This is a genomic window from Alcaligenes sp. DN25, assembly GCF_023674485.1.
In the GTDB taxonomy this organism is placed as follows: Bacteria; Pseudomonadota; Gammaproteobacteria; order Burkholderiales; family Burkholderiaceae_B; genus Alcaligenes; species Alcaligenes phenolicus.
Genome location: NZ_CP098408.1, coordinates 814,457 through 840,631 on the forward strand (window position 1 = coordinate 814,457; position 26,175 = coordinate 840,631).

Sequence of the window (26,175 nt, forward strand, 5' to 3'; positions counted from 1 at the left end):
ACACAAGAGCCTGTCAGTTGTTGACGGTATGTGCGTGCTAAACGAAGCAGTATGAAAAAAGGCCGGTATCAACCGGCCTTTTTATTGGCTCTGAAGCGCTGGCACCGTGAAAGGCGCGTCGTGCTTACAGGGCGCTGGGGGTGTAACCCGCTTCTTCAATCACTTTCAGGGCTTGTGCGCCATCCAGACCTTGAACGGTAACCTGGTGTTTTTCCAGATCCGTGCTGACGGTGGCTTGAGGGGCGACAGCCTGAATGGCTTCAGTGATGCTGCGTACACAGTGGCCGCAGGTCATGTCGGGTACGGAGAAGGTGGACATAGCTGACTCCTTTGATAAAAACAATGGAGTCAGCTTAAGGCTTGCCACGGGGGCAAGGTCAAGTGCTGTTTTTTTTAAAACAGGGCCGGTGACATCAGGCGGATCTGATCAAACTCGGGATTGCCCAGCCATTGAATCTGGCTGCTGGCCAAACCTGGGCCTGATTCCTTGTTTTCCACAAAAGCACCGTAGGAGATGGTCTGCTTTTGAGTGTCCAGTAGCACTACGTAGCTGGAGCTGGTGCAGTCATGGGGTTTGCAGCCCTGGAAAACCTGGTAGTCGCGGCCATCCAGAGAAACGGTTTCGCCCGGCGAAGCCGTACCGAAATCTTTAACCCAGCTGGCGTTTTTGGCGACGTCCTGCATCAGGCTCTGATACTGCTGGGCCACTTGCTTGTTGGACTTGGCCAGGTCAGCCAGATAAACGGATTCCGAGGACTGTGCATTGCTCAGGAAAGGGGCGAGCAGGGCGCTGCCAAGGACAAGGCGGCACAGAGAATGGGAAATACGCATGGGATCTCCAATAATGAGGCGAGCCTTCAGTTTAGCAGCGCGCTTAGTGCGGGATTGTTAACAAAATCAAGGAAAACCTGCATAAACGGCTATCCCTACAGTCGTTATAGTGCTTATCCGTCCATGGGATTGGCACGGGGCTTTGTTTCCTGTCGAATTACCAGGGCATTTGAGGGGTGTAGGTAAAAACCACAGCTTGCCAGCAAAATTGTTTCATAACTAAACTATTTATAAATGAATGGTTGGCATAGTTGAATTTGTAGTTCGATCTGCTGTGCATCTTATTTAAAGACAGCCTATAAGCGCGGTGGCGCAAGGAGATAACATGAAACGTATTGCATTGACCGTAGCTCTGGCGGCGGCTTTTGGCGGTTCTTTGGCTCATGCCGATACCATCAAAGTGGGGATGGCAATGGACACATCCGGTCCGTTCGCTGCCGTTGGTGGTGAAGTTCGTGATGGCTTTAATCTGGCCATCAAACAACTGGACGGCAAGCTGGGCGGTTTCCCGGCCGAGTTCATTCAACAGGATATGGCCGGTAACCCCGACCAGGCCCGCCAATTGGTCAATCGCTTCGTGCAGCGCGACAAGATCGACTTCTTTACCGGCCCCGTGGGTTCCAACGTGGCACTGGCAGTGGCTCCCGCCCTGTTCTCGGCCAAAGTGCCTTACCTGACCAGCAACCCGGGCCCCAGCCAACTGGCCGGTGCCGGTTGTAATCCGTACTTCTTTGGTGTGTCCTACCAGAACGACGCCTTTGACGAGGCCGCCGGTAAAGTGGCTGCGGATCGCAACTACGAAAAAATGTTCATCATTGCCCCTGACTATCCGGCCGGCAAGGATCACCTGAACGGCTTCAAGCGTGGTTACGGCAAACCCGTCAACGACGAGCTCTACACCAAGCTGGGCCAGATTGACTACTCGGCTGAACTGGCACAGATCCGTGCGGCCAAGCCCCAGGCCGTGTTCTTCTTCCTGCCCGGTGCCATGGGCATCAACTTCATCAAACAGTTCGTGGCCGCTGGCCTGAATAAAGATGTGGTGTTGCTGGGCCCAGCCTTCTCGGGTGACGAGGACATCATCCCCGCCGTGGGCGAGCCTATCCTGGGCATGTTGAACACGGCTCAGTGGTCGCCTGACCTGGATGTTCCTGCCAACAAGACCTTTGTGGAAGAGTTCCGCAAAGCCTACGACGGCCGCTATCCATCGGTTTACGCTGCTCAGGCCTATGACGTGATTCTGGCTATTGACGCCGCCGTCAAACAGGTTGATGGCAAGGTATCCGACCGCGAAGCGGTGCTCAAGGCACTGAAAGCCGCCGACTACAACTCGGTTCGCGGCCCATTTACCTACGGCAACAACAACTTCCCCGTGCAGGCTTATTACTTGCGTGAAGTGGTCAAGGATCAGGACGGACGTCTTGTGAACCGTATGGTCAGCAAGGTGTTTGACTCCTACCAGGACGTCTACGCCAAAGAATGCAAACTTAATTAAGATTCACAGGTGGTAAAAGCATGTCGCTCATTCTGATTAGCGAGCAATTGCTGAATGGTTTGCAGTTTGGTTTGATGTTGTTTCTGATTGCCGCGGGCCTGACGTTGGTCTTCGGCATTATGGATATCATGAACCTGGCCCACGGCTCCCTCTATATGGCGGGAGCCTATGTGGCCGCGGAAACCATGCAGCGTACAGGGTCTTTTACCGCCGCCATTGTGGTGGCGGTGGCGGTGACAGCCCTGGTCGGTATTGCCTTGGAAATTCTCATTCTGCGCAAGCTGGTCACTCGTGATCACCTGGCTCAGGTACTGGGAACCTATGCCGTTATTTTGATCGCCAATGATGTGGTCAAAATGATTTGGGGCCCAACCCCCGTTATGTTGAATATGCCTGCCTTGTTGTCCGGGCCGGTAGAACTCTTGCCTGACTTTCTCTATCCCGCCTTCCGTCTGATGATTATTGCGGTCGGTCTGGTGATGGCGCTGGCCCTGTATGCCTTCGTGACCAAAACACGGGCTGGGGTGCTGGTGCGTGCAGGAGCCTCCAATCGACAAATGGCCACCCTGATGGGGGTGCGTGTGCCTATTCTGTTCCTGGGTGTGTTCACTCTGGGAGCCGCTCTGGCTGCGCTGGCCGGTGCCTTGTTGGGTCCGATTACCGCGGTTCAGATCGGTATGGGCGAGGACATTCTGATCCTGGTTCTGGTCTGCATCGTGATTGGCGGGATTGGCTCGATTCGTGGCGCGTTTGTAGGGGCCTTGCTGGTGGGTATGGTTGATACCGCTGGCCGTGCATTCCTGCCCATGTTGCTGCGTAACGTTTTCCCGGCAGATGTGGCTTCCAGCGTCGGTCCTACGATTGCTGCCATTTCGATCTATGTCCTGATGGCGGTTGTTCTTGTTTTCCGTCCTTCGGGCCTGTTCCCGGCGCGAGGTTAATGTATGTCTACTTCGCGTATTTTTTCCGCCCTGGTGCTGGTGGCCTTATTGGCTTTCCCCTTGATTGCACCGATGTACGGACTTGAGTTCTACATTTCGTTTGTACGCCGTATCTTCATCTATGCCCTGGCTGCTAGCGCCTTGAATCTGGTGCTGGGTTATGGCGGGATGGTGGCCCTGGGCCATGCCGCGTTTTTCGGGGCAGGGGCCTACACCGTGGGTATCCTGGCTACCGAAGGCGTGCAAAGCGGCCTGATTGCCTGGCCTGCCGCCATGGTGATCTCCGGCTTGCTGGCTTTCCTGACCGGTGCCGTGTCGCTGCGTACTCGTGGTGTGTACTTCATCATGATCACGCTGGCGTTTGCCCAGATGATCTTTTATCTGTTCATTTCCTTGCGCCAGTACGGTGGCGAGGACGGCCTGAACATGTACAGCCATTCCTCCTTGCCCGGGATTGATCTGAGCAATGAGCTGAGCTTTTACTACCTGGTTCTGGCTATTCTGGTGGCGGTGCTGTTCCTGTTCAATCGTCTGGTTAAAGCCCGTTTCGGGCAGGCCTTGATGGGCACGCGTGAAAACGAAAGCCGCATGACAACCTTGGGTTACCCCGTCTACCGCATTCGCCTGACGGCTTACACCTTGAGCGGAGCCATCATGGGTCTGGCCGGTGCCTTGCTGGCTAACCACAACCTGTTTGTCTCGCCTAGCCTGATGAACTGGACCCAGTCGGCTGACCTGATCATCATGGTGCTGGTGGGGGGGATTGGCTTGCTGTATGGCGGTGCTCTGGGCGCGTTCGTGATGTTGGTGCTGGAAGAGTTGCTGCGCAACTGGACCGAGTACTGGCACATGCCTTTGGGTATCTTGTTGCTGCTGGTGGTGTTTTTTGCACCCAAGGGGCTGGCCGGACTGGTGCGTATCCGCTCGGCCGCTGATCCCGCTACTACCGCCAAGGAGCAAGCATGACGAACACGATAGCAACCGCCTCCAAGGCGGGCAGCGGCTCGGCCGCTTTGCAAGCGCGTGGTCTGATGAAGCGCTTTGGTGCTTTGCAGGCTACCAATGATGTGTCCCTGGACCTGGTGCCCGGTGAAATTCATGGTTTGATCGGCCCGAACGGCGCAGGTAAATCGACCCTGATTCACTTGCTGTCGGGCACCTTGACCCCGGATTCGGGCCAGCTCTTGCTGGGTGGCCGGGATGTGACTTCCTTGTCGGGTCACCAGCGTGTGGCTGCCGGTCTGGCTCGTTCGTTCCAGATCACCAACATCTTCAAGAACTACACGGTGCTGGATAACCTGGTGCTGGCTTTGCAGGCATGCAGTGGCAGCAGCTTCCGCTTCTGGCGTGCGCGCCAGGCGGAAACCGAGCTGTACGAGCAAGCCCGTGCTTTGGCTGCCGAATGTGCCATTGATGCGTCCTTGCTGCATACCCAGGCCGGTGTGTTGCCGCATGGCGAGCAGCGCAAGGTGGAATTCGCCCTGGCTTTGGCCAGCCGTCCGCAAGTTCTGCTGCTGGATGAGCCTATGGCCGGGATGGGGCCGGACGAAACGCTGCGCCTGACTGAATTGATCGAAACCATGCGTGGCAAAGCCACCATGTTGCTGGTCGAGCATGATATGGAAGCCGTTTTCCGTCTGGCTGACCGGATTTCTGTGCTGGTGGCGGGGCACATTATTGCTACCGGCACGGCTGCCGAAATCCGCGATAACGAGGCTGTGCGTCAAGCTTATCTGGGCGACGACGACACGCCAGTTCCAACCAAGGTGGAAAGCCATGCTTGAAACGACTCAATTACAAAGCGGCTATGGCGCCAGCCAGGTGCTGTTCGGGGTAGATCTGTCCATTCGTAGCGGGCAGGTTGTGACTGTGCTGGGCCGTAATGGCATGGGCAAGACCACCTTGCTGAAAACCATTCTGGGCCAGTTGCCGGTGCGCGGCGGCGATGTGAAGTTCGACGGCCAGTCCATTGCGGGCTGGAATCCGGACCGTATTGCCCGTGCCGGGATTGCCATTGTGCCCGAAGGGCGTCAGTGCTTTCCCAACCTGACCGTGGCCGAGCACTTGACGGCCTTTGCTTGCAACCGCAACCCCAAAGCCAACAAGACCTGGACGCCCGAGCGTGTCTATGACTTTTTTCCGCGCTTGCGTGAGCGTGCGTCCAATATGGGCAACCAGCTCTCGGGCGGTGAACAGCAAATGCTAGCCATTGGCCGTGCGCTGGTCACCAACCCCAAGCTGCTGATTCTGGATGAAGCCTCCGAGGGACTGGCGCCCAAGGTGCGTGAAGAAATCTGGAACTGTCTGGCCGTCTTGCGTGAAGAAGGGCAAACCATCTTGCTGATCGACAAATATGTCGAGCGGCTGATGGCCTTGTCGGATCACCACATTATTCTGGAACGTGGCAAATTGGTCTGGCAGGGGAACTCCGAAGCATTGGGGGCTGATCGCACCTTGTGGACGCGCTATCTGGGCGTGTAAAAAAAACAAACTGCAACAATCCCAAGATGCCGCCTGCTTGATTGCAGGCGGCATTTTTTATGCTTATCGTCAAGGCGCTATAGGGGATTGTGGCGGAGGAGTTGCACTTTCTTCTGAAAGTTCCCTAAGCATCTCTGGAAAGATTATTTCCTTGCGATGTATCAATGTGTAATGAAATGGCATTCCTTACGATGTCCATAAGGCCAGCAGGGTTATGGGTCCTATCCGGACCACTCACTGGCAGGAAGCTCTGTCATCCCATAAGGAAGTTGTTATGAAATTACGCCTGTTCACTCTCTCTGCTCTGGCCGCCGGTCTACTGCTCGGCAGTGCCGCGCAAGCTCAGGAAAATGAGCCTGTACAGCCGATTCCCGCCGCAGTTGTCACTGATCCGGCACGCGTTGAACTGGGCAAGAAACTGTGGTTTGAACCTCGCCTGTCCCGTTCTGGTTTCATCTCCTGTAACTCCTGTCATAACCTGAGCATGGGTGGCACGGACAATATCCGTACCTCCATCGGGGATCGCTGGCAGGAAGGCCCCATCAACTCGCCTACCGTCCTGAACTCCAGCCTGAACGTGGCCCAGTTCTGGGACGGCCGTGCCAGCGACCTGAAAGAGCAGGCCGGTGGCCCGATTGCCAACCCCAAGGAAATGGCGTTCACACACGAGCTGGCCATGGAGTTCCTGAGCTCCATCCCCGAGTACAAGGCCGAGTTCAAGCAAGTCTTTGGCAAGGCCGACTTCGGCATTGATGAAGTCACCTCCGCAATTGCCGCCTTTGAAGAAACCTTGGTGACGCCTGATTCGCGCTTTGACCTTTGGCTGAAGGGCGACAAGAAAGCCATTACCGATCAGGAGCTGGCTGGCTATCAACTGTTCAAGAATAGTGGTTGTGTGGCCTGCCACAACGGTCCTAATCTGGGCGGTACCTCCTTCCAGAAAATGGGTCTGATCGAGCCGTACCAAACCACCAACCCGGCTGAAGGCCGTGCGGCTGTGACGGGTAAGGATGCTGACCGTTTCAACTTCAAGGTTCCTACCTTGCGTAACGTCGAGCTGACCTACCCTTACTTCCACGATGGTGCCGTCAATACCTTGACTGAAGCCGTGGATACAATGGGTCGTCTGCAGTTGGGTCGCAGTTTCTCTGCAGAGGAAAATGCCCAGATCGTCGCGTTCCTGAAAACGCTGACGGGCAAACAGCCTGAAATCGTGCTGCCAATCCTGCCACCTTCGCGTGACAACACACCACGTCCGGTGCCATTTGGTTCTTGATAGCAGGCTATTCAGGCGGCTTTTCATGAGCTAGGCCGCCTTGAAGTGACCCAGGTCCTGGATTTTTTATTTTCCTGGCCTGGGTTTTTGTATTTGGCTGTGGATTCATGGCCTTGCTTGGCGTTCAAGACAAGAATCCCCTGCTGTTATTGTTGATGCTCGATCAGGCGGGCTAAAAAAATAGTACCATTTAGATACTATTTCAATGACTGGAACCATCATGAGTCGCATTGTCCTGTTTGAGAACATTCATCCTAGCGCCCGTGAAGTTTTTGAGGCTGCGGGTTTGACCGATATTCAGACCTACAAGGGAGCCTTGTCGGGTCAGGAGCTGCTGGACGCTGTCAAAGGCGCCGAAGTTGTCGGAATTCGTTCCCGTACCCAGTTTGACAGGCGGGTGCTGGAGCACGCAGACCAGCTCAAAGTGCTGGGATGCTTTTGTATTGGTACCAACCAGGTGGATCTGGATCAAGCCCAGAACTATGGTGTACCGGTCTTTAATGCGCCGTTCTCCAATACCCGCTCCGTTGCCGAGCTGGTGCTGGGTGAGGCCATCTTGTTGCTACGTCGTATCCCCGAGAAGAACCTGCGCGTACACCAGGGTTTCTGGGACAAAAGTGCCGATGGCGCTTTCGAGATCCGTGGCAAGACTTTGGGCGTGATTGGTTACGGCAATATTGGTTCCCAAGTCGGTACTCTGGCCGAAGCGCTGGGTATGCGTGTGCTCTACCATGATGTGGAATCCAAACTGCCGCTGAGCAATGCCCGTGTCTATGGCAGCCTGAAGCAGATGCTGGCCGAGTCCGATGTGGTCACCTTGCACGTACCAGGCGGGCAGGGCACGCATAACATCATGAATGCCGAGACGATTGCGGCCATGAAACCCGGCTCCATCCTGATCAATGCTTCGCGCGGTACGGTGGTGGATATTGATGCCTTGCACCAAGCCTTGGTCAGCGGTCATCTGGCGGGTGCTGCGCTGGACGTGTTCCCAACCGAACCGAAAAGCGTGGACGAACCGTTGAAGAGCCCCTTGATCGGTATGCCTAATGTGATCCTGACGCCGCATATTGGCGGTAGTACTCAGGAATCCCAGGAAAACATTGGCCGTGAAGTGGCCGAGAAACTGGTTAGCTACTTGCGTAGCGGCGCTACCAAGGGCGCGGTGAACTTCCCCGAAGTGTCTTACTACGACATCCAGGGTGCTGTGCGTCTGCTGCATGTTCATCGCAACGTTCCCGGCGCGATGGGTAGCTTGAACAATATTCTGGCCCAGCACGGTATCAACATCACCCGCCAGCAGCTGCAAACGCAAGGCGAGTTGGGTTATGCCATGACGGATCTGGATCGTGTGCCCGAGCAGGGTTTGCTGGAAGCTGTGCGTGCCCATCCTGGTACTGTACGGAGCGATCTGATTTTCCCGGCTTGAAGCGGTAGTCGGACCCTAAACAAACGGCCCCGGATTCTTTTGAGTCCGGGGCCGTCTGCTCGTCTGCTATCCGTCCGTCTGCTATCAGGCCGAGTGCATGGACTTGGTGGGCCAGGCAATCGTCTGTTCCGGGCTGCTGCCGGGCACAATAATGTCGCGCAAGGTGTAGTTATCCAGATAACTCAGGAACTGGACCAGCGCCTGTTTAAGGATGTTGCTCAGGTTGCAGCGACCGCTCAGGATGCAGTGGGTGCCGCTGCCCAGGCACTCCACCACCGCCAGATCGGTTTCGGTATAGCGCACCAGCTCGCCCAGATTGATGTCTTCCGGCGCACGGGCCAGCCGCATTCCGCCGTTTTTCCCGCGCTGTGTCTGAATCCATCCGCCCTTGGCGAGCAGGTGGGTGACTTTCATCAGATGGGCTTGGGAAATCTGGTGGTACTGGGCAATTTCCGCGATGGTACAGAGCCTGTCTTCGTTCTGACCCAGATACATCAATTGACGCAGGGCGTAGTCGGTAAGGTTGGTCAGACGCATGATCAGGGCAGTTGCAGCTCGCTGGCCACTTGAGTGGGGTTGTGCTGGAACTGGTAGCCAAACCAGAAGCTGCGGGCGATGCGCTGGGCATATTCCAATGCCAGCGCGGCCATGGCCTGGTTTTCACGCTCCTGGCAGGTTTCCTTGAACAGGCGTAGCCATTGTTCAAAGTGGCTGGCCTGAATATGCTTGAGCGACAAATGCTTGGCCATGGGATTGCCATTGAAGCCATCGGTCTTGAGTAATAGAGATGACCAGAACTCTTCCATTACGCCCAGATGCGTATCCCAATCCTTGATGCGCTCGGAGAAAATGGGGCCAAGGACATCGTCCATGCGGATACGATCGTAAAAGTCCCAGACCAGGTCATGAATTTCCTGGCGGGTACACAAAGGGTTGAGAGCCATAATATTTTGAATTTAAAGATATATATTTTATCTATCTTATTGGTATGACTCATCGGGGTCAAGCCGGAAAGAAAACGCTTGGGAACGGAACATTTTCACGCTGGATTTCACGCTGATTCAACGCTTGCTTTCCTACACTGCTTGCACGTTTCAGCGTATGGATGTTGCGTTTGCGGTGTTTGGCCAGTCTGGCCGGCTTGCAAGGGCTGTACAAGTCTTGAACGGTGCTCTTTAAGAAAGACAAGTATCACCGAAGGTAAATTGCACTAGGCGGTCTGGCGGGCTACGATTACTTTTTGTTGGCTAGACCATGGTTTTGTTACAGTACGGTGCTCAAGGAATAATGATTACAAAACGACAGGCCCAAACGCTTTCTTGCGTTATCCCTGGTTTGAATGAAGCAGAAAACCTGCCCGCATTGCTGCCGGTTTTGGTGGCAAAGTTGCGCGAACTGGTTCCGGACTTTGAAATCATTTTCGTTGACGATGGCAGTACAGACGCAACGCCTTTGGTTATTGAGCAATTGCGTCAAACTTACCCTCAACTGGTCTATTTGCAGTTATCGCGCAACTTTGGCAAAGAGGCAGCGTTGACGGCAGGGCTGGAGGCCAGCCGCGGGCAGGTAGTCGTGTGCATGGATGCGGATTTGCAGCATCCCCCTGCCTTGATCGAAGCTATGCTGGAGCGCTGGTCTACAGGCCTGGAAATGGTCTATGCCGTGCGGGAAACCCGTGACGACGAGACCTGGATGAAGCGGGCGGGCACCAGTTTGTTTTACAAGCTGATGCGCACCTCTAACGGTTTGCGTGTGCCGCGTGATGCAGGCGATTTTCGCCTGATGGATCGCTGCGTCGTTGATGCCTTGATGGCCTTGCCCGAACGCAGCCGCTTTATGAAAGGCTTGTTTGCCTGGGTGGGTTTTCCGTCCGAGCCCATTTACTACTCGCCTGCCGAACGCTTGCATGGTGTCAGCCGATTCCGTCCCACTAAACTATTGCGCTTTGCGGTGGATGGTTTGACGGCATTCACCACCTGGCCACTGCGTTTGTTAAGCTTGTTAGGTGCAGTGTTGGCCATGCTGTCTTTCAGCTACGGCTTGTTCATTATCTTCAAGCACTTGTTGTATGGGGATGCCGTTCGGGGCTGGACAACCTTGATTACGGTGGTACTGTTTTTCGCGGGGGTGAATATGCTCTCGCTGGGTGTGGTGGGCGAGTATGTCGCCAGCATCTTTGCCGAGGTCAAGCACCGGCCCTTGTATCTGGTGCATCGTCGCCGTGGGCAGGGACTGGCTCAGGCCTCTGAACCGGCACCTGACCAGAAGCAGTTAGCGACCCCCGATCAGGACCCGCAGCAAGGCTGAAGGCAAGCCTGGTTTTGAAGGCAGGCCGGATCGTTTAATTGGCGAACTGCTCTCATTTGTAATTGAACGCTACATCGATACTCTGGATCGCTTCGACAGCTACGCAAGTAGCTGCCTACCCCTATTGGTTTGGCTTTGAGCGATGAGTATCGATAATTCCTTTTCCTCTTCCGGTGCAACACTACCGCTTGGACAAGCGCGTGGACCGGCCTATTGCTTACGTTGCGGCGTCCAGCGCCTGGGTACGCTCTCTAGTGTGTCCGTGGGGCTGCTGGCACTGCTGTGGTTTGCGCTGACCCTGGGGGCGTACCCCTTATTGATTCCGGATGAGGGGCGTTATGTCGGCGTGGCCCTGTCCATGCTGGAATCCGGTGATTATCTGGTGCCGCGTCTGGACGGCCTGCCGTTTTTCCATAAACCCCCCTTGCATTATTGGCTGACTGCCCTGAGCCTGAAAGTGTTGGGGGTGAATTTTGTGGCTGCTCGTCTGGTACCTGCCTTGATGGCGGCCTTGTTGATTGCCGGTATGCACGCGTTCTTGAAGCGTCATGCCAGCCAGCAACATGCGGGCTGGACGGCTTTGATTCTGGTCAGCAGCCCCCTGCTTTTCGGTGCTTCCCATTACGCCAATCTGGACATGACGGTTGCTGCCTTGATCAGTAGCTGTGTGCTCTTGGGTGGTCATGCTGCCTTGCAGATGGAGCAAGGGCGCTCCTATCGTTGGGCCTTGATGGGGCTGTATGCCACCGCAGGCCTGGCTTTTCTGGCAAAAGGCTTGATCGGGATTTTGATCCCCGGCGGTATCTTGGTGTTCTGGCTGCTGGGTCGAGGCCAGTGGCGTACTTTGTTGCGTCTGTTTTCTGTGACAGGCCTGGGGGTTTTGCTGCTGGTTGCCACGCCCTGGATGTGGGCCATGCAAGCGCGCTACCCCGGTTTTTTTGACTATTACATCGTCTATCAGCACTTCCAGCGTTTTCTGGAAGCCGGCTTTAACAACCCTCAGCCTTTCTGGTTCTACTTTGCCCTGATGCCTGTTGCCACCTTGGGTTGGACGCCATTCTTGTTCAAGCGCTTTCGTGGTTCTGTTAATGCTTCCGACGGTTTGGGAGCGATACGGGGCTTGATGCTGTCGGCATTGCTGACTGTGCTGGTTTTCTTTTCCATTCCTTCGTCCAAGCTGGTGGGCTATGTCCTGCCTGCGATTGGCCCTTGGGCTTTTTTTCTGGCGGATGTGGTGATTCGCCGCAGTCAGCGGGATGGAGAAGCAAAGGTAGAGCGCTTTGCGGTCTGGAGCCTGGGTGTTTGTGTTGCGATTTGTGCGTTTGCCGTGGCGACGATGATGCTGCGCCCACAGGTCAACAGTCAGGCCTTGGGCCGTGTACTGGCCAGTGAATACCAAAAGGGTGACCGTGTCGTCTTTCTGAATAATTACCGTTATGACCTGGGCTTCTATGTTCCGGGCCTGAAGAACATCAGCGTGATGGGGCGCTGGGATGATCCGGAAATCATGCGCACCGATAGTTGGCGCAAGGAGCTGCTGGAGGCAGCTCGCTTTGAGCCGCAACGTGGGGCGCTGACCTTGATAGATCGGGCAACCCTTCGTCAGCAGTTATGTCGGGACAGCAAGGCGGTCGTCTGGTTGATCGGCTCGCCAGATGCCGTGCGCCAAAGCCAGGTGCTTAACCATGCTCAGCGCCTGTATGAAGATCAGCGTATTGCTCTATGGCGCTTTGATCACGACGAGTACGAGCTTATGTGCGGCGGAACGCCCAAAGCCGCCCAGCCAGAAACGTCAGCACAGCCAAACCGATAAGAATCAGGCCCAGCAGCAAGTCGTAGCGCAGACCGGAATGATTCAGTAAAAACGCATAGCTGGCTTCGTTGACGGCGAAGCCAGCGGCAGACACCAGAAAAAAACGTGTCAGAGCCGGCAGAAAGCGGGCATTCTGGGAGCGGAATGTCAGCCAGTAGTGGCCACCAAAGGACACCAGGAACGCAATCAGCCAGCCAAAAAGATTGGCCAGCAGCGGAGACAGGCTCAGCGTTTGCACCAGGGCGATTACAATGCCCCAGTGCGTGAAGGCGGCCAAAGTGCCGACCAGTATGAACAGAATGATTTGACGAGACATAAAGCGGAGCGAGCAGTGGCCAAGGACAGGCAGATCAGTATATGCGCGGATGATTTTGGCATGGCCCCCGCCGTGGACGAGGCCATACTGAAATTGGCCCAGGCCCGGCGCCTGACAGGAACATCCTGCCTGGTCGATGGGGACAGCTTTGTGCAAAATGCACCAGCACTGCACCAGAGCACGCTGCAAAAAGGTTTGCACCTGAATTTTACCGAGTTTGCTTCCCAAGCGGGCGTGTATGCCATGCCGCTCAAGCAGGTGATTATCCGCAGCCTGCTGCATCGTCTGGATGCCCAGAAGGTCAAGGATAGCGTGGCTCGCCAGCTGGATCGTTTTGAGGAGGTGATGGGGCAGGGCCCGGACTATATCGACGGGCATCAGCACGTGCATCAGCTACCCATGATACGCGAGGCCTTGCTGGCAGAAATGGAGCGCCGTTATGCCGCTTCCATGCCTTGGCTGCGTTATACCGGCGCCCAGCGTCTGGCTACGAGTTTCGCGTTTAAAGACAGATTCAAGGCGCAGATTATTGCCGGGCTGGGTTCCAAGGATTTGCTGCGCCTGGCCAGAGCCAAAGGCGTCACCTTGAATACCGGCTTCACCGGCGTGTACGACTTTCAGGGTGGCAAGGAGCGTTACAGCGCCTTGGTCAAAGCCTGGCTGGCGGTGATGCAGCACGGGGACAGCATGATGTGCCATCCCTCCTTGAGCAGCGTGCAGGACGATCCTGTGGGCTTGCAACGTCAGGCAGAGTACGAGGTGCTGGCTGGCGATGAGATGCAGCAATGGCTGGATCAATACAGCCTGCGCATTGCCTGAGAAGGAAGATCAGGGCGTCTGGGCTGGCTGGCTTTGGCTGCCGTCACCCAGACTGCGCTGCATGATGACCACATCAATCCACTGCTGGAACTTATAGCCCACGGCTGGCTGAGTACCTACATGGGCAAAGCCCAGCGAACGGTGCAGGGCAATCGAGCCCCGGCTGTCATGGCCGGAGATGATGGCCACCATTTGCCGCCACGGGCCTTTCTCACACTCCAGCAGCAATTGTTCCAGCAAGGCTTTGCCCAGACCTTTGCCAATCTGACCTTGAGCCAGATAGATGGAGTCTTCTATCGTGAAGCGATAGGCCGGGCGGGAGCGATATGTTCCTGCGTAGGCATAGCCCACGATCTGCCCGTCCAGCTCTGCGACCAGCCAGGGCAAATTCTGCTCGCGCACTTGCGTGAAGCGGGCACGCATTTCCTGTTCGTCCGGTGGGCGTTGTTCAAAGGTCGCCGTGCTGTGCAGTACGTGATAAGCATAGATGTTTTGCACCGCTGCCATATCGTCCAACGTGGCCTGACGTATCAGCAAGGCACTGGCGTGATTGCCTTGCGGCAGGGAGGCAGAGAAAGGGACTTGCGTACTATCGGGGGGGAACATACTATTTTTCCTTTGAACTGATTTAGTTTATCCCGATTTCAGGAGTTTCTATGTCCTTCCCGCACCAGTTTTTGACCGAGCAATTGGCCGTCGCCCCTCAATTATCGGGAGAGGACATGCAAGCCGTGGCCGATGCCGGTTTTAAAAGTGTCATCATCAACCGTCCCGATATGGAAGGCGGTCCCGACCAGCCCTTGTCGGCAGACGTGATGAAGGCCGCCCAGGCGGCAGGCTTGCAGGTGGAATATCAGCCAGTAGTGGGTAGCGCTATTACTTCTGCTGATGTTGCTCGTTTTGGTCAATTGCTTGAAGCCTTGCCAGGCCCGACTTTGGCCTACTGCCGCACGGGTACTCGCTGTGCCGTATTGTTCCGCGCATTGAACGAATCCTGACCTGGCTCAAGGTTCAGGTCTGTACTAGCTTGTCCTGTGTCGGTATGCAGCGGTAAGCTATCTGTCTCCATTCAAAGGGGTTATGCCATGTTCAAGAAAATTCTGATTCCAACTGACGGTTCCGAGCTCTCCTCCCAAGCAGCCAACAAAGGCGTGACCTTTGCCCGCCAAATTGGTGCCGAGGTTCTGGCTTTGCACGTGACGCAGCCATTTGCTGCCACCGTTGGTTTTGATGGTATGGCTGCTGCCTACGCCATCACCGACGAGGACTACGACAAGACTGCCAAGGAACAGTCGCAGAAGTACTTGCAGCAGATTCTGGACCGTGCCGAGACCGCTGGCGTCAAGGCCACTGGTAGATCCGTATCGAATTTCAATGTGGCCGATGGGATTGTGCAGGTCGCTGAGCAGGAAGGCTGCGACCTGATATTTATCGGTAGCCACGGCCGCAGTGGTCTTTCCCGCCTGTTGCTGGGTAGCGTGACCATCAAGGTGCTGAATATGGCCAAGAATACCGTGCTGGTGTACCGCGTCAAAGAAAGCGATTAATCGTTTTCAGCCCAAAGAAAAAGCCCGCCTAGGCGGGCTTTTCTGTGTCTGCGGCACGTCTTATTGGCTGCGTGGCTCCAGCTGCTGTTTATGGGTCACGACTGCCTGCAAAACAATAGGCAGCAGCTCGCCATCTTCGCTTTTACCGCTGGGATTTTGTTCCACAAAATCCAGCAGGGAGCGGCGCATGCGCGGGTCCCAGAATTTCTGGATATGTTCCGCAATCTCGCGCAGTCCTTGCTCCCGATTGCTCAGGATTTCAAAGAACTGACCGATCTGGTTGGCCATGGGAATCAAAGGAACAATGTTCATGGTGATGTGGCCGAGCGTGACTCGGCAGAATTCAGATAGTGGGGATGGCTGTACAGCGTGAAGCTGCGGTCACGGGCAAAGGCGGCCAGCATGACACCCAGTTCATCGGCAATCTGCACGGCATAGGCGGTGGGGGCGGATACGGCCACCACAAAGTTGATGCCCATGGCAGCGGCCTTCTGGACCATCTCGAAGCTGGCACGGCTGGAGATCAGCACCATGCCAGAGCGGGGATCAATATCGTTGCGCAGCATGTGGCCCAGCAGCTTGTCCAGCGCATTATGGCGACCTACATCCTCGCGCACGGCCAGGATATCACCTTGCAGATTGCACCAGGCCGCCGCATGGGTAGCGCCCGTCAGACGATGCAAGGGTTGGCTGGAGCGCAAGGCATCCAGGGCCTGGAAGATGGCGGCAGCATCGGGGCGGTGCTCGGGAGCGTCCAGACGGGGTAGCTGTCGGCGTACCTCGTCCAGACTTTCCAGACCACACAGGCCACAGCCTGTACGGCCAGCCAGCTGACGGCGACGCGCCTTGAGTTGATGCTGGCAGGCACTGGCAATCTCGATTTGCAGCAGGCTGCCGCGCTCGCCTTCCAGCACATCCACGCCGCGTATATCGTCAGCGGTACGAATAATGCCCTCGGTCATGGAGAATCCGTAGGCCAGATCTTCCAGATCACTGGGGCTGCACAACAAGGCACTATGGCTGATGCCATTGAACTCCAGAGCCACGGCTTGTTCGCGCGCCAGCGCATCCTGATCCTCTTGGGGCAGGGTGTCAGCTTGTGTTTCAGCTGGGGTACGCGCCTGCCGCCATACGGTGGCAGGGGCGCTAGCATCACGAAAATCTGCCTGGCTCACGTGGGCAACTCCTTAGGGCCTGTTGGGACGCATCATACTTTCGCGACGGCCTCGGCATGCTCATGCGAATGGCTGTGATCCGCCTGGGCCAAATCCTCGGCCGGGACGGTCTCGCCTTGCAGGAGACGCTGCTGAATATCGTGGAAACGGTTCCAGCGATTTTGCCAGGCCGACTCGGAGGTCACGCGCTGAATTTGCACGGCCGTCACCTTGTACTCGGGGCAGTTGGTTGCCCAGTCCGAGTTGTTGGTGGTGACCACGTTGGCGCCCGACTCGGGAAAGTGGAAAGTAGTATAGACCACCCCTGGCTGCACTCGTTCGGTCACCGTCGCGCGCAGGGCGGTCTCTCCCGCACGGCTCTTGACCGAGACTTTGTCGCCACTGCGAATGCCGCGATCTTCGGCATCCACCGGGTGAATTTCCAGCAAGTCCTCTGCATGCCAGGCCACGTTGTCGGTACGGCGGGTTTGTGCGCCCACGTTGTATTGCGACAGGATACGGCCGGTGGTCAGCAGCAAGGGGAACTTGCGGCTGCTGCGCTCTTCGGTGGGTACGTACTGAGTCAGCATGAAGCGGCCCTTGCCACGCACGAACTCGTCGATGTGCATGGTGGGGGTGCCTTCAGGTGCCTGTTCGTTGCAAGGCCATTGCACGCTGCCACCCAGTTCCTGGATGCGATCGTAAGACACGCCAGCAAAGGTCGGTGTCAGACGGGCGATCTCGTCCATGATCTGGCCGGGATGCTCGTAGTTCATGGGGTAGCCCAAAGCACGGGCCAGGGCGCAGGTGACTTCCCAGTCGGCCATGCCCGCCTTGGGCTCCATCACTTTGCGTACGCGCGAAATGCGGCGCTCGGCGTTGGTGAAGGTGCCGTCTTTTTCCAGGAAGGACGAACCGGGCAGGAACACATGGGCGTACTTGGCGGTTTCGTTCAGGAACAGATCCTGCACCACCACACACTCCATGGCGGCCATGGCAGCAGCTACGTGTTGGGTGTTCGGGTCGGACTGAACAATGTCTTCACCCTGGCAGTACAGTCCCTTGAAGCTGCCACTCAAGGCGGCATCAAACATATTGGGAATGCGCAGACCGGGTTCAGATTGCAGGGACACGCCCCAGGCCTCTTCAAACTGCTGACGTACGCTGGTGTCGGAGACGTGACGGTAGCCGGGGAACTCGTGCGGGAAAGAGCCCATATCGCAGGAGCCTTGCACGTTGTTCTGACCACGCAGCGGGTTCACACCCACACCTTCGCGGCCTACGTTGCCGGTGGCCATGGCCAGGTTGGCAATGGCCATTACGGTGGTGGAGCCCTGGCTGTGTTCTGTCACACCCAGACCGTAGTAAATCGAACCGTTGCCGCCGGTAGCGTACAGACGGGCTGCGCCACGGATGTCGTCGGCGGATACACCGCAGATCTCGGCCATGGCTTCTGGCGAGTTCTGGGGCTGGCTGACAAAGCTGCGCCATTCATTGAAGGCAGCGGTATCGCAGCGCTCGGCCACATAGGCCTCGTTCACCAGATTTTCAGTGACGATAACGTGGGCCATGGCGGTCAGTATGGCGGTGTTGGTGCCTGGACGCAGGGGCAGGTGGTAGTCGGCCTGGATGTGCGGCGAGCTGACCAGTTCGGTCTGGCGCGGGTCGATCACGATCAGGCGGGCACCTTGGCGCAGGCGACGTTTCAGGCGCGATGCAAACACGGGGTGAGCGGCGCTGGGGTTGGCACCCATCACGATCACCACGTCGGTGTGCATCACCGAGTCAAAGGTTTGCGTACCGGCGGACTCACCCAGGGTCATCTTCAGGCCGTAGCCGGTAGGGGAGTGACACACGCGGGCGCAGGTGTCCACGTTATTGGTACCAAAGGCGGCGCGAACCAGTTTTTGCACCAGATAGGTTTCTTCGTTGGTGCAACGCGAGGAGGTGATACCGCCCACCGCGTCACGACCGTGCTGATCCTGAATGCGACGGAACTCGGAGGCGGCGTAATTGATGGCCTCGTCCCACGACACTTCCTGCCAGGGGTCCGTAATGCTCTTGCGTATCATGGGACTCAGGATACGGTCCTGGTGCGTGGCGTAACCCCAGGCGAAACGACCTTTCACGCAGGCGTGGCCACGGTTGGCCTTGCCGTCTTTCCAGGGTGTCATGCGAATGACCTTGTCGCCCTTCATTTCGGCCTTGAAGCCGCAACCTACACCGCAATAGGCGCAAGTAGTGATGACGGCGTGCTCGGGTTGCCCCAGATCGATGACGGATTTCTCCATCAGGGAAGAGGTCGGGCAGGCTTGAACGCAAGCGCCACAGGACACGCAATCGCTGCCCAGGAAGCCATCGTTCTGACCGGCGGTGACGCGCGATTCAAAACCACGCTTGTCGATGGTTAGTGCAAAGGTGCCCTGAACTTCCTCACAGGCGCGCACGCAGCGATTGCAGACAATGCATTTGCTGGAGTCGTAGGCAAAGTAAGGGTTGGAATTATCGGTAGTATCGTCCAGGTGGTTGGCACCATCAAAGCCATAGCGCACGCTGCGCAGGCCCACCACACCGGCCATGTCTTGCAGTTCGCAATTGCCGTTGGCAGGACAGGTCAGGCAGTCCAGCGGGTGATCGGAGATGTACAGCTCCATCACGTTGCGGCGCAGCTTGTGCAGGGTGTCGTTTTCGGTTTGGACGACCATGCCTTCTTCCACCAGGGTGGTGCAGGAAGCAGGGTGGCCGCGACGGCCTTCAATGTCCACCAGGCACAGACGGCAGGAGCCAAAGGCCTCCAGCGAATCGGTGGCGCACAGCTTGGGAATATTGATGCCGGCCAAGGCGGCTGCGTGCATCACGGAAGTGCCGACGGGCACTTCAATCAATTTGCCATCGATGGTCAGGTTGACCATCTCGGTCTGGGTCGCGGCTGGGGTGCCCAGGTCACGTTCGCGTACGGCGACTGTTTCTTTCATGGTGATCTCCGTCTTAGACCTTGGCCAGGTCCTGCTCGGTTTGCGGGGCCAGTCCAAAATCCTGGGGGAAGTGTTCCAGCGCGGACAGGACGGGATAAGGGGTCATGCCGCCCAAGGCGCACAAGGACCCGGAGAACATGGTGTCGCACAGGTCGCGCAACAGCTCGACATGGTTGTCCATGTCTTCGCGGCGACGGATCTTCTGGATGGTCTCTACGCCACGCGTAGAGCCGATGCGACAGGGTGTGCATTTGCCACAGGATTCGATGGCACAGAATTCCATGGCGTACTGCGCCATGTGGGCCATGTCTACTGTGTCGTCAAAGGCCACCAGACCGCCGTGACCGACCATGGCATTGATCTTCATGTAGGCCTCATAGTCCAGCGGGACATCCCAATGGTGCTCGGGCAGATAGGCGCCCAAGGGGCCACCGACTTGCACTGCACGCAAGGGACGACCGCTGGCGCTGCCGCCACCGTAGTCGTACAGCAATTCGCGCAGGGTGACGCCAAAGGCTTTTTCTACCAGGCCGCCGTTTTGCAGATTGCCGGTCAACTGGAATGCCAGTGTGCCACGCGAGCGACCCATGCCGTAGTTCTGGTAGTAAGCACCGCCCTTGGCCAGAATCACCGGCACGGAAGCCAGGGACACCACGTTATTGATGACTGTAGGCTGACCAAACAGGCCTTTGATGGCGGGCAGAGGCGGTTTCACACGCACCATGCCGCGCTTGCCTTCCAGACTGTCGAGCAGGGCGGTTTCTTCACCACAGATGTAGGCGCCGGCTGCCTTGCGTACTTCCAGATCGAACTCGTAGCCGCTGCCTTGAATGTTCTTGCCCAGCCAGCCTGCTGCGCGCGCTGCCACAATGGCTTCGTTCAACGCTTGCACGGCCAGTGGGTATTCGGAACGCACGTAGATGTAGCCATAGGTCGCACCTACAGCCAGCCCGGCAATCGCCATGCCTTCAACCAGGCACAGCGGATCGCCTTCCATCAACATGCGATCAGAAAACGTGCCCGAGTCGCCTTCGTCGGCATTACAGACAATGTACTTCTGCTGTGCCGGGGTGTTCAGTACCGTGTTCCATTTGATGCCGGTCGGGAAAGCCGCACCGCCACGACCTCGCAGGCCGGAGTCGGTCACTTCTTTCACAATGGCGGCCGGTTCCATGCTCAGCGCCTTGCGCAAACCTTCGAAGCCACCACAGGATTGGTAATCGGCCACGCTGACCGGATCAATAATCCCCACACGGGCAAAAGTCAGGCGTTCCTGATTCTTCAGGTAAGGGATGGCGTCCGTCAGACCGTGGCATAACTTATGTGCACCGCCTTGCAGAAAACCAGCGTCGAACAGACCGGGCAGATCTTCAGTCTGGACAGGGCCGTAAGCGACGCGGCCTTCAGCTGTTTGCACTTCCACCATGGGCTCCAGCCACAGCAAACCGCGCGAGCCATTACGCACGATCTGCACATCCAGACCGCGCTCCTGAGCCTGGGCCGCCAGTTGCTGGGCAATCTCATGGGCGCCCATGGCGACCGCTGCGGTGTCGCGCGGAACGTAAACGGTAATGGTGCTCATGACTGGGCCTCCTGGCTGCTTAGCAGGGCATCCAGTTTTTCGGGGGTGACGCGTGCATGGGGTACGCCATCGAGCATGACGGCGGGGGACTGAGCACAGAGGCCCAGACAGTAGACAGGCTCCAGCGTGTACTGGCCGTCGTCGCTGTTTTCATGGAAGTCGCAGTTCAGGCGGCGACGGGCATGAGCCGTCAGCTCCAGTCCGCCCCGCGCCTGACAGGCTTCAGCCCGGCAGATTTCCAGGGTATGAGTCGCGTGGGGCTGGGTGCGGAAATGGGCGTAAAAAGAGATAACGCCATGGATTTCCGCACGGGACAGAGCCAGCTGTTCGGCCAGCACCGGCACCACGGACTCGGGAATACAGGCAATCCGGTCCTGAATCGCGTGCAAAATAGGCAACAGGTTACCTTTCTGGCCGGCGTGCTCCTGCACGGCCTGCAAGGCGACCTCTTCAGGAGCCAGACCTGACAGGTCCTGCTCCTGGTGATGAGGGGTTGTTTGCATGTCCTGTGTGCGCGGTGCCCGAATAGGGTGCCTGCGCCTCCATATTTTTTATGCACAGCGGTGCATATTATTTGACAGTGTTTTCCCTTGTAATCTAACCACTTAAGTCCATAACTTCAATAAGCAATATTTCGCATATATAATGTTTGGTACATGCAGCACAAAACATAAATACGAAAACACACTGGTCTTAAAAACACATGACCAAACAGAAATTCAAAGCCCGGCTGCGCTCTGAATGGATTCTGGAAAATGCAGACGGCGTGGACCTTCCCATGGGGGATGTGTTGCGTTTGTTGGGTGCCATCGAGCGACTGGGGCACTTGGCGGGAGCCAGCAAGGAATGCCAGTTTTCCTACAGACATGCCTGGGGCTTGTTGCGTAATGCCGAAAAACAGTTTGATGCGGCCTTGCTGGAAACCTCCCGGCGCAAAGGTACCAAGCTGACCGAGTTCGCCCAGCGTTTGCTGTGGGCGAATCGGCGACTGGATGCGCGTCTGACGCCAACCCTGGAGAGCATGGCTTCCGAGCTGGAAGAGGAGCTGGGCCGCTTGTATGCGCAGCCTCTGGACCGTTTGCGCTTTCAGGCCAGTCACGGATTTGCGATTGAAGGCCTGATGCGCTTTGCCAATGAGCACGATGGTCTGCCGCTGGAGCTGCGCTACCGCACAGCCATTGAAGCGCTGGCTTCGCTGGAGCGCGGGGATTGCGATCTGGCCGGTTTCCAGGTTCCGGTGGGTGAGTTCGAGGTGGCTGCCATGCGCCGTTATGGGCAGTGGCTGTCCCCGGCGCGTCACAGGCTGATTTTCCTTTCCACTCGCCGGACCGGCTTGTTTGTGGAGAAGGGCAATCCTAAGAACATCACCGGCATGGCCGATTTGTTGCGGCCCGATGTGCGCTTTGTGAACCGTCAGATGGGGTCCAGTACCCGCTTTCTGGCGACCTTGCTGCTGGGGCAGTTAGGGGTAAACACGAATGCGGTGCTGGGCTTTGAAACAACAGAATTGACGCATATGGCGGTGGCGGCTCACGTTGCCAGTGGCATGGCCGATACCGGCCTGGGTGTGGAAACAGCGGCCAGCCGATGCGGGCTGGAGTTCATTCCCTTGGCCCAGGAGCGTTATTTCATTGCGGTCGAGCAAGAAGCGCTGGATAAGGCTCCTATGCAGGAACTGATGAACGTGATTGGCGGTTCCGCGTATAGTCAATTCATGGAAGATCTGGTGGGTTACGACCCACGGGGTTTGGGACAGATCATGACGCTGGAACAGGCATTCGGGCAGGCTGCCGACATGCTCTGGCGTTAGACCCCATTGCATGACGAAAACACACACCATGAGACGGGGACGAACCCTGTCCTTGAAAAAGAGAACACCATGAGCGATGAGCATGGGCCAAAACGTGAACCGGTGTCCGTAGACCAGGTTCAGTACAGGCCATATCAAGAAGCAGCTCCCCCAGGTTCCGAGGCCCGGCCCTTGGAGCCGAGTGACCCGCAGCCTGCTGGAGCGGGGGTTATGCCGTCCGGCATCGAGCAGGGGGCGCAAGCGGGTGCTGCAGAGCCTGCACGCCGCCCGACCGTGCGGATTGCCGCTGTGTCAGGGCAACCTTTGGACAAGCGTCACCGCCCATTTCGTGACCTGCGCATTTCCCTGACTGACAAGTGCAATTTCCGCTGTACCTACTGTATGCCGCGGGAAGTCTTTGGCACGGACTACGAGTTCCTGCCTCATTCTTCCCTGCTCAGCTTTGAAGAGATTGAGCGCGTAGCACGGCAGGCCGTTGCTCTGGGCGTGCGCAAGCTGCGCCTGACGGGTGGCGAACCGCTATTGCGTCGAAATATTGAAGTGCTGATTGCCATGTTGGCCAAGCTGCGTACACCGGAAGGTGATGCGGTGGAGCTGACTTTGACCACCAATGGCACCTTGCTGGGTCGCAAGGCCCAGGCCTTGAAAGACGCGGGTCTGAATCGTGTCACCGTCAGCTTGGACGCCTTGGACGATGCCCGCTTTACTCAATTGAGTGATAGCGGCGTGTCCGTCTCCACCGTACTGGATGGCATTGCCAAGGCACAGGCCGTGGGTTTGAGCCCGGTAAAGGTCAATATGGTGGTGCGCAAAGGGCTGAACGATGATCAGATCTTGCCCATGGTGGAGCACTTCAAAGGCTCGGGCCAGATTCTGCGTTTTATTGAATATATGGACGTGGGCACCAGCAATGGCTGGAATCTGCAAGAAGTGCTCAGCGGTGCGGAGATTGTGGAACGTATCCAGTCCCGTTTCGAGTTGGAGCCAGTGGCCGCCCAATACCGTGGCGAAGTCGCCAGCCGCTGGCGCTTCAAGGATGGGACGGGCGAAGTTGGCGTGATCACCAGCGTCACTCAACCCTTCTGTGGAGACTGTTCGCGCATGCGTCTTTCGCCCGAAGGACGCCTGTTTCTGTGCCTGTTTGCTTCCCAGGGTTATGATGTGCGGGCGCAATTGCGCTCGGGTGCGTCCGACGAACAGTTAGCCGCCTATATGCACGGCGTCTGGACGGGACGGCAGGACCGATATTCCCAGATTCGGGGTGAGCAAACCACGAGTCGTGACCGTATCGAAATGAGTTATATCGGCGGATGATAAGCACACAGGACATCAGCGGTATTGTGCTGGCGGGCGGACGAGCCCGCCGTTTTGATTTGTCGGGCCAGATCGATAAAGGCTTGCTGCTCTTGCAGGGCCAGCCTTTGGTGCAGCATCTGGTACGTCGCCTGCGTCCGCAGGTGGGGCCAGTCTTGATCAGTGCCAATCGCAATCCCGAGCAGTATGTTCATTGGGGGCGTGTGGTCCCTGATGTCTTGGAGCTGGAGGGCTATCTGGGTCCGCTGGCCGGTTTGGCCAGTGTGCTGGATCAGATCAGTACGCCGTGGGCCTTGTCCTGCCCGGTGGATTTGCCTTTTGTGCCAGTGGATCTGGGCAAGCGTTTGATCAAGGCCGTTGAGGAGCAGGGCGCTGTGGCTGCCTACGCGCAGGCAGAGCGTAGCCACCCTTTATGCCTGTTACTGCGCACCGATCAGGCTGCGGGCCTGAAAGACTATCTGCTTAGCGGCGAGCGCCGTGTCATGAGCTGGCTGGAGAGCATAGGTGCGGTGGAAGTGGATTTCCGCGATGCGCCTGAACATGCTTTTTTCAATATCAACACGCCGCAGGATCTGGATCAGGCGCAAAGCTGGTAAGCCTGTTGCAGTGGCTTTGCTGCGCAAGTATTGATGAGCAGAGGAAAGCAGAGGCGGGGATGGCTGTTCGTGCATGAGTGTTCCGTTATGCGGGCCTCCTGAGCAGTCGGCTGTCTTTACGTGAAGTATCTTTAAATAGCTCCAGACCAAAACAAACAACACAACAAAAACCGCCCTGATCAGGGCGGTTTTTGTATGGCAAGGCCAAAGCGTGAATAAGCGTTCGAGCTTATGCCTGCCACTGGCTGTATTCGTACAGACGCACCACATCGCCGGGGGCGATATGAGAGTCAGCAGGGATACGTGCCAGCGCTTGTGCCCAAGGCAAGGAGCTGATGACGCCCGAACCCTGATTGTCGAAGGGGCGCACCAACAGGCGGCCTTGCTCGTCGTTGTCTACTTGTACGCGGATGAATTCTTCGCGGTCACCTTCAAAGTGGCGTTCACCTTGCAGCACGCCGTAACGTGTGGTCGGCAGCACGTGCTGCCGACCTTGCAGACGACGAATCAGCGGCGAAACCATCAAGGAAAACACGGCGTAAGAAGATACCGGATTGCCGGGCAGGCAGACCAGCGGCTTGTCGGCAATGTAGGCCAGCGCCAGTGGTTTTCCCGGCTTCATACGCACTTTCCACAGATCCAGCTGGCCGCCTATGCCTTCGATGGCAGGCTTCACAAAGTCTTTTTCCCCGACCGAGACACCGCCTACGGTCAGTACCAGGTCGCAGCGTTGCAGCAGCTCTTTCAGAGCGTCCTGAATGGCTTCCAGCGTGTCTTTGGCATGCACTGCATGCACAGTTTCAACACCCAGCGCTTGCAACTGCGCACGCAGCATGGGGGCGTTGGAGTTGTAGATCTGGCCGGCTTTCAAAGGCTGGCCAGCAGGAGTCAGCTCGTCGCCTGTGGTCAGAATGCCGACGGTCAGCAGCGGGTACACCTGTAGCTGAGCATGGCCTTGCGCAGCCAGCTGAGCAATATGGGCTGCTGTCAGTTTGGTGCCTGTTGTGATCAGCACTTCACCAATGCGCATGTCCTCGCCCCGGCGGCGGATGTTCACGCCAGTCACGGGCATTTCCAGAATGCGCACACCTTGTTCGTCCTCCTGGCAGTTTTCCTGAATTACCACCGTGTCCGCACCGGGTGGCAGCATGCTGCCGGTAAAGATGCGAATCGCCATGTTCTCTTTCAGCGTTTCAGGAATATCGCCGGCATAGCAGCGCTGCTGAATGGGCAGGACCTTGCCGTCGGAAATATCCGCCAGGCGCAGGGCATAGCCATCCATGGCGCTATTGTCGGCGGGCGGCATGTCCAGCTGGGCTTGAATATCCTGGGCCAGAATGCGTCCCAGGGCTTGCGACAGATCGCAGGTCTCGGTCTGGGTGGGAACTTGCCCTGCCTGGGCCAGCCTTTGCTGTGCTACGTCAAATTCGATCATAGGATGGATAAATTCGATAAAACAATTCGTGGCTCGGTGCGTCAGAGCACGGTG

At 57.1% G+C, this 26,175-nt stretch carries 27 protein-coding genes; 15 read left to right on the top strand and 12 right to left on the bottom strand.

Features of this window, described 5'->3' with window-relative positions; genetic code table 11:
- Positions 1-124: 124 nt before the first annotated feature.
- Together NBV64_RS03755 and NBV64_RS03760 are read right to left on the bottom strand one after the other, a co-directional pair.
- On the bottom strand, positions 125-319 hold the full coding sequence (locus tag NBV64_RS03755; protein ID WP_022983238.1) for a heavy-metal-associated domain-containing protein: 195 nt from the start codon (positions 317-319) through the stop codon (positions 125-127).
- A 74-nt stretch (positions 320-393) separates the two neighbouring features.
- A complete protein-coding gene (locus tag NBV64_RS03760) occupies positions 394-831 on the bottom strand; it encodes an Ivy family c-type lysozyme inhibitor (RefSeq protein WP_009462247.1) in 438 nt (145 codons plus the stop codon).
- A 325-nt stretch (positions 832-1,156) separates the two neighbouring features.
- On the opposite strand from NBV64_RS03760, the gene NBV64_RS03765 reads away from it, so the two are divergent.
- From NBV64_RS03765 to serA, 7 genes are all read left to right on the top strand, one after another.
- Positions 1,157-2,326, top strand: a complete 1,170-nt coding sequence (locus tag NBV64_RS03765; protein ID WP_009462245.1) for an ABC transporter substrate-binding protein — start codon at positions 1,157-1,159, stop codon at positions 2,324-2,326.
- 20 nt (positions 2,327-2,346) lie between these two features.
- The gene (locus tag NBV64_RS03770) at positions 2,347-3,267 is read left to right on the top strand and encodes a branched-chain amino acid ABC transporter permease (protein WP_022983237.1); all 921 of its coding nucleotides are present in this window, start codon (positions 2,347-2,349) and stop codon (positions 3,265-3,267) included.
- Between the two features lie 3 nt (positions 3,268-3,270).
- Positions 3,271-4,233, top strand: a complete 963-nt coding sequence (locus tag NBV64_RS03775; protein ID WP_250756716.1) for a branched-chain amino acid ABC transporter permease — start codon at positions 3,271-3,273, stop codon at positions 4,231-4,233.
- The gene (locus NBV64_RS03780; protein ID WP_009462241.1) at positions 4,230-5,051 is read left to right on the top strand and encodes an ABC transporter ATP-binding protein; all 822 of its coding nucleotides are present in this window, start codon (positions 4,230-4,232) and stop codon (positions 5,049-5,051) included. Before NBV64_RS03775 ends, NBV64_RS03780 begins: the two co-directional genes overlap by 4 nt.
- The gene (locus tag NBV64_RS03785) at positions 5,044-5,748 is read left to right on the top strand and encodes an ABC transporter ATP-binding protein (protein WP_009462239.1); all 705 of its coding nucleotides are present in this window, start codon (positions 5,044-5,046) and stop codon (positions 5,746-5,748) included. Before NBV64_RS03780 ends, NBV64_RS03785 begins: the two co-directional genes overlap by 8 nt.
- Before the next feature lie 274 nt (positions 5,749-6,022).
- The gene (locus tag NBV64_RS03790) at positions 6,023-7,024 is read left to right on the top strand and encodes a cytochrome-c peroxidase (protein WP_009462237.1); all 1,002 of its coding nucleotides are present in this window, start codon (positions 6,023-6,025) and stop codon (positions 7,022-7,024) included.
- 220 nt (positions 7,025-7,244) lie between these two features.
- Positions 7,245-8,453 carry a phosphoglycerate dehydrogenase gene (serA, locus tag NBV64_RS03795; protein ID WP_250756717.1) on the top strand — a complete coding sequence of 403 codons (1,209 nt, stop codon included), beginning with the start codon at positions 7,245-7,247 and terminating at the stop codon, positions 8,451-8,453.
- Positions 8,454-8,537: 84 nt separating this feature from the next.
- Here serA and NBV64_RS03800 read toward each other — a convergent pair whose 3' ends face one another.
- Entirely contained in the window at positions 8,538-8,990 is a 453-nt protein-coding gene (locus NBV64_RS03800) for an RrF2 family transcriptional regulator (RefSeq protein ID WP_009463896.1), read from the bottom strand.
- Between the two features lie 2 nt (positions 8,991-8,992).
- Positions 8,993-9,397: a group III truncated hemoglobin gene (locus NBV64_RS03805; RefSeq protein ID WP_009463895.1), complete on the bottom strand. Its 405-nt coding sequence runs from the start codon at positions 9,395-9,397 to the stop codon at positions 8,993-8,995.
- 343 nt (positions 9,398-9,740) lie between these two features.
- Between NBV64_RS03805 and NBV64_RS03810 the strand changes: the two genes are divergently transcribed.
- Both NBV64_RS03810 and NBV64_RS03815 read left to right on the top strand, forming a co-directional pair.
- Positions 9,741-10,760 carry a glycosyltransferase family 2 protein gene (locus tag NBV64_RS03810; protein ID WP_009463894.1) on the top strand — a complete coding sequence of 340 codons (1,020 nt, stop codon included), beginning with the start codon at positions 9,741-9,743 and terminating at the stop codon, positions 10,758-10,760.
- A gap of 142 nt (positions 10,761-10,902) precedes the next feature.
- Positions 10,903-12,573, top strand: a complete 1,671-nt coding sequence (locus tag NBV64_RS03815; RefSeq protein WP_250756718.1) for an ArnT family glycosyltransferase — start codon at positions 10,903-10,905, stop codon at positions 12,571-12,573.
- Here NBV64_RS03815 and NBV64_RS03820 read toward each other — a convergent pair.
- Complete coding sequence (locus NBV64_RS03820) at positions 12,512-12,889, bottom strand: GtrA family protein (protein WP_022983235.1); 378 nt, start codon at positions 12,887-12,889, stop codon at positions 12,512-12,514. The genes NBV64_RS03815 and NBV64_RS03820 overlap by 62 nt on opposite strands.
- A gap of 60 nt (positions 12,890-12,949) precedes the next feature.
- Here NBV64_RS03820 and NBV64_RS03825 point away from each other — a divergent pair, with 60 nt between their 5' ends.
- Positions 12,950-13,708 carry a ChbG/HpnK family deacetylase gene (locus tag NBV64_RS03825; RefSeq protein WP_250756719.1) on the top strand — a complete coding sequence of 253 codons (759 nt, stop codon included), beginning with the start codon at positions 12,950-12,952 and terminating at the stop codon, positions 13,706-13,708.
- A 9-nt stretch (positions 13,709-13,717) separates the two neighbouring features.
- Here the strand turns inward: NBV64_RS03825 and NBV64_RS03830 are convergent, their stop codons facing one another.
- Positions 13,718-14,314 carry a GNAT family N-acetyltransferase gene (locus NBV64_RS03830; RefSeq protein WP_022983233.1) on the bottom strand — a complete coding sequence of 199 codons (597 nt, stop codon included), beginning with the start codon at positions 14,312-14,314 and terminating at the stop codon, positions 13,718-13,720.
- A 50-nt stretch (positions 14,315-14,364) separates the two neighbouring features.
- On the opposite strand from NBV64_RS03830, the gene NBV64_RS03835 reads away from it, so the two are divergent.
- The gene (locus NBV64_RS03835) at positions 14,365-14,706 is read left to right on the top strand and encodes a protein tyrosine phosphatase family protein (protein ID WP_009463890.1); all 342 of its coding nucleotides are present in this window, start codon (positions 14,365-14,367) and stop codon (positions 14,704-14,706) included.
- A gap of 87 nt (positions 14,707-14,793) precedes the next feature.
- Positions 14,794-15,255 carry a universal stress protein gene (locus NBV64_RS03840; RefSeq protein ID WP_009463889.1) on the top strand — a complete coding sequence of 154 codons (462 nt, stop codon included), beginning with the start codon at positions 14,794-14,796 and terminating at the stop codon, positions 15,253-15,255.
- A gap of 60 nt (positions 15,256-15,315) precedes the next feature.
- On the opposite strand, the gene NBV64_RS03845 is transcribed toward NBV64_RS03840, so the two are convergent.
- Genes NBV64_RS03845 through NBV64_RS03865 form a run of 5 tightly spaced genes read right to left on the bottom strand, consistent with a single transcriptional unit; the run spans position 15,316 to position 21,469 of the window.
- Complete coding sequence (locus NBV64_RS03845; RefSeq protein WP_009463888.1) at positions 15,316-15,567, bottom strand: formate dehydrogenase subunit delta; 252 nt, start codon at positions 15,565-15,567, stop codon at positions 15,316-15,318.
- Positions 15,564-16,430, bottom strand: coding sequence for a formate dehydrogenase accessory sulfurtransferase FdhD (gene fdhD, locus NBV64_RS03850; RefSeq protein ID WP_022983232.1), 867 nt, complete (start codon positions 16,428-16,430; stop codon positions 15,564-15,566). Before fdhD ends, NBV64_RS03845 begins: the two co-directional genes overlap by 4 nt.
- A 32-nt stretch (positions 16,431-16,462) precedes the next feature.
- Positions 16,463-19,384 (bottom strand): formate dehydrogenase subunit alpha, encoded by a 2,922-nt coding sequence (fdhF, locus tag NBV64_RS03855; protein ID WP_250756720.1) that lies wholly within the window; start codon positions 19,382-19,384, stop codon positions 16,463-16,465.
- Positions 19,385-19,397: 13 nt separating this feature from the next.
- Positions 19,398-20,966, bottom strand: coding sequence for a formate dehydrogenase beta subunit (locus NBV64_RS03860; protein WP_250756721.1), 1,569 nt, complete (start codon positions 20,964-20,966; stop codon positions 19,398-19,400).
- Positions 20,963-21,469, bottom strand: a complete 507-nt coding sequence (locus NBV64_RS03865) for a formate dehydrogenase subunit gamma (protein WP_009463883.1) — start codon at positions 21,467-21,469, stop codon at positions 20,963-20,965. Before NBV64_RS03865 ends, NBV64_RS03860 begins: the two co-directional genes overlap by 4 nt.
- Positions 21,470-21,669: 200 nt before the next feature.
- Between NBV64_RS03865 and NBV64_RS03870 the strand changes: the two genes are divergently transcribed.
- From NBV64_RS03870 to mobA, 3 genes are all read left to right on the top strand, one after another.
- On the top strand, positions 21,670-22,776 hold the full coding sequence (locus tag NBV64_RS03870) for a substrate-binding domain-containing protein (protein ID WP_026485086.1): 1,107 nt from the start codon (positions 21,670-21,672) through the stop codon (positions 22,774-22,776).
- Positions 22,777-22,986: 210 nt separating this feature from the next.
- Positions 22,987-24,090, top strand: a complete 1,104-nt coding sequence (moaA, locus tag NBV64_RS03875; protein ID WP_425541747.1) for a GTP 3',8-cyclase MoaA — start codon at positions 22,987-22,989, stop codon at positions 24,088-24,090.
- Positions 24,087-24,686: a molybdenum cofactor guanylyltransferase MobA gene (mobA, locus tag NBV64_RS03880; RefSeq protein WP_250756723.1), complete on the top strand. Its 600-nt coding sequence runs from the start codon at positions 24,087-24,089 to the stop codon at positions 24,684-24,686. Before moaA ends, mobA begins: the two co-directional genes overlap by 4 nt.
- Before the next feature lie 229 nt (positions 24,687-24,915).
- Here mobA and NBV64_RS03885 read toward each other — a convergent pair whose 3' ends face one another.
- Positions 24,916-26,121 carry a molybdopterin molybdotransferase MoeA gene (locus tag NBV64_RS03885; protein ID WP_250756724.1) on the bottom strand — a complete coding sequence of 402 codons (1,206 nt, stop codon included), beginning with the start codon at positions 26,119-26,121 and terminating at the stop codon, positions 24,916-24,918.
- Between the last annotated feature and the right edge of the window lie 54 nt (positions 26,122-26,175).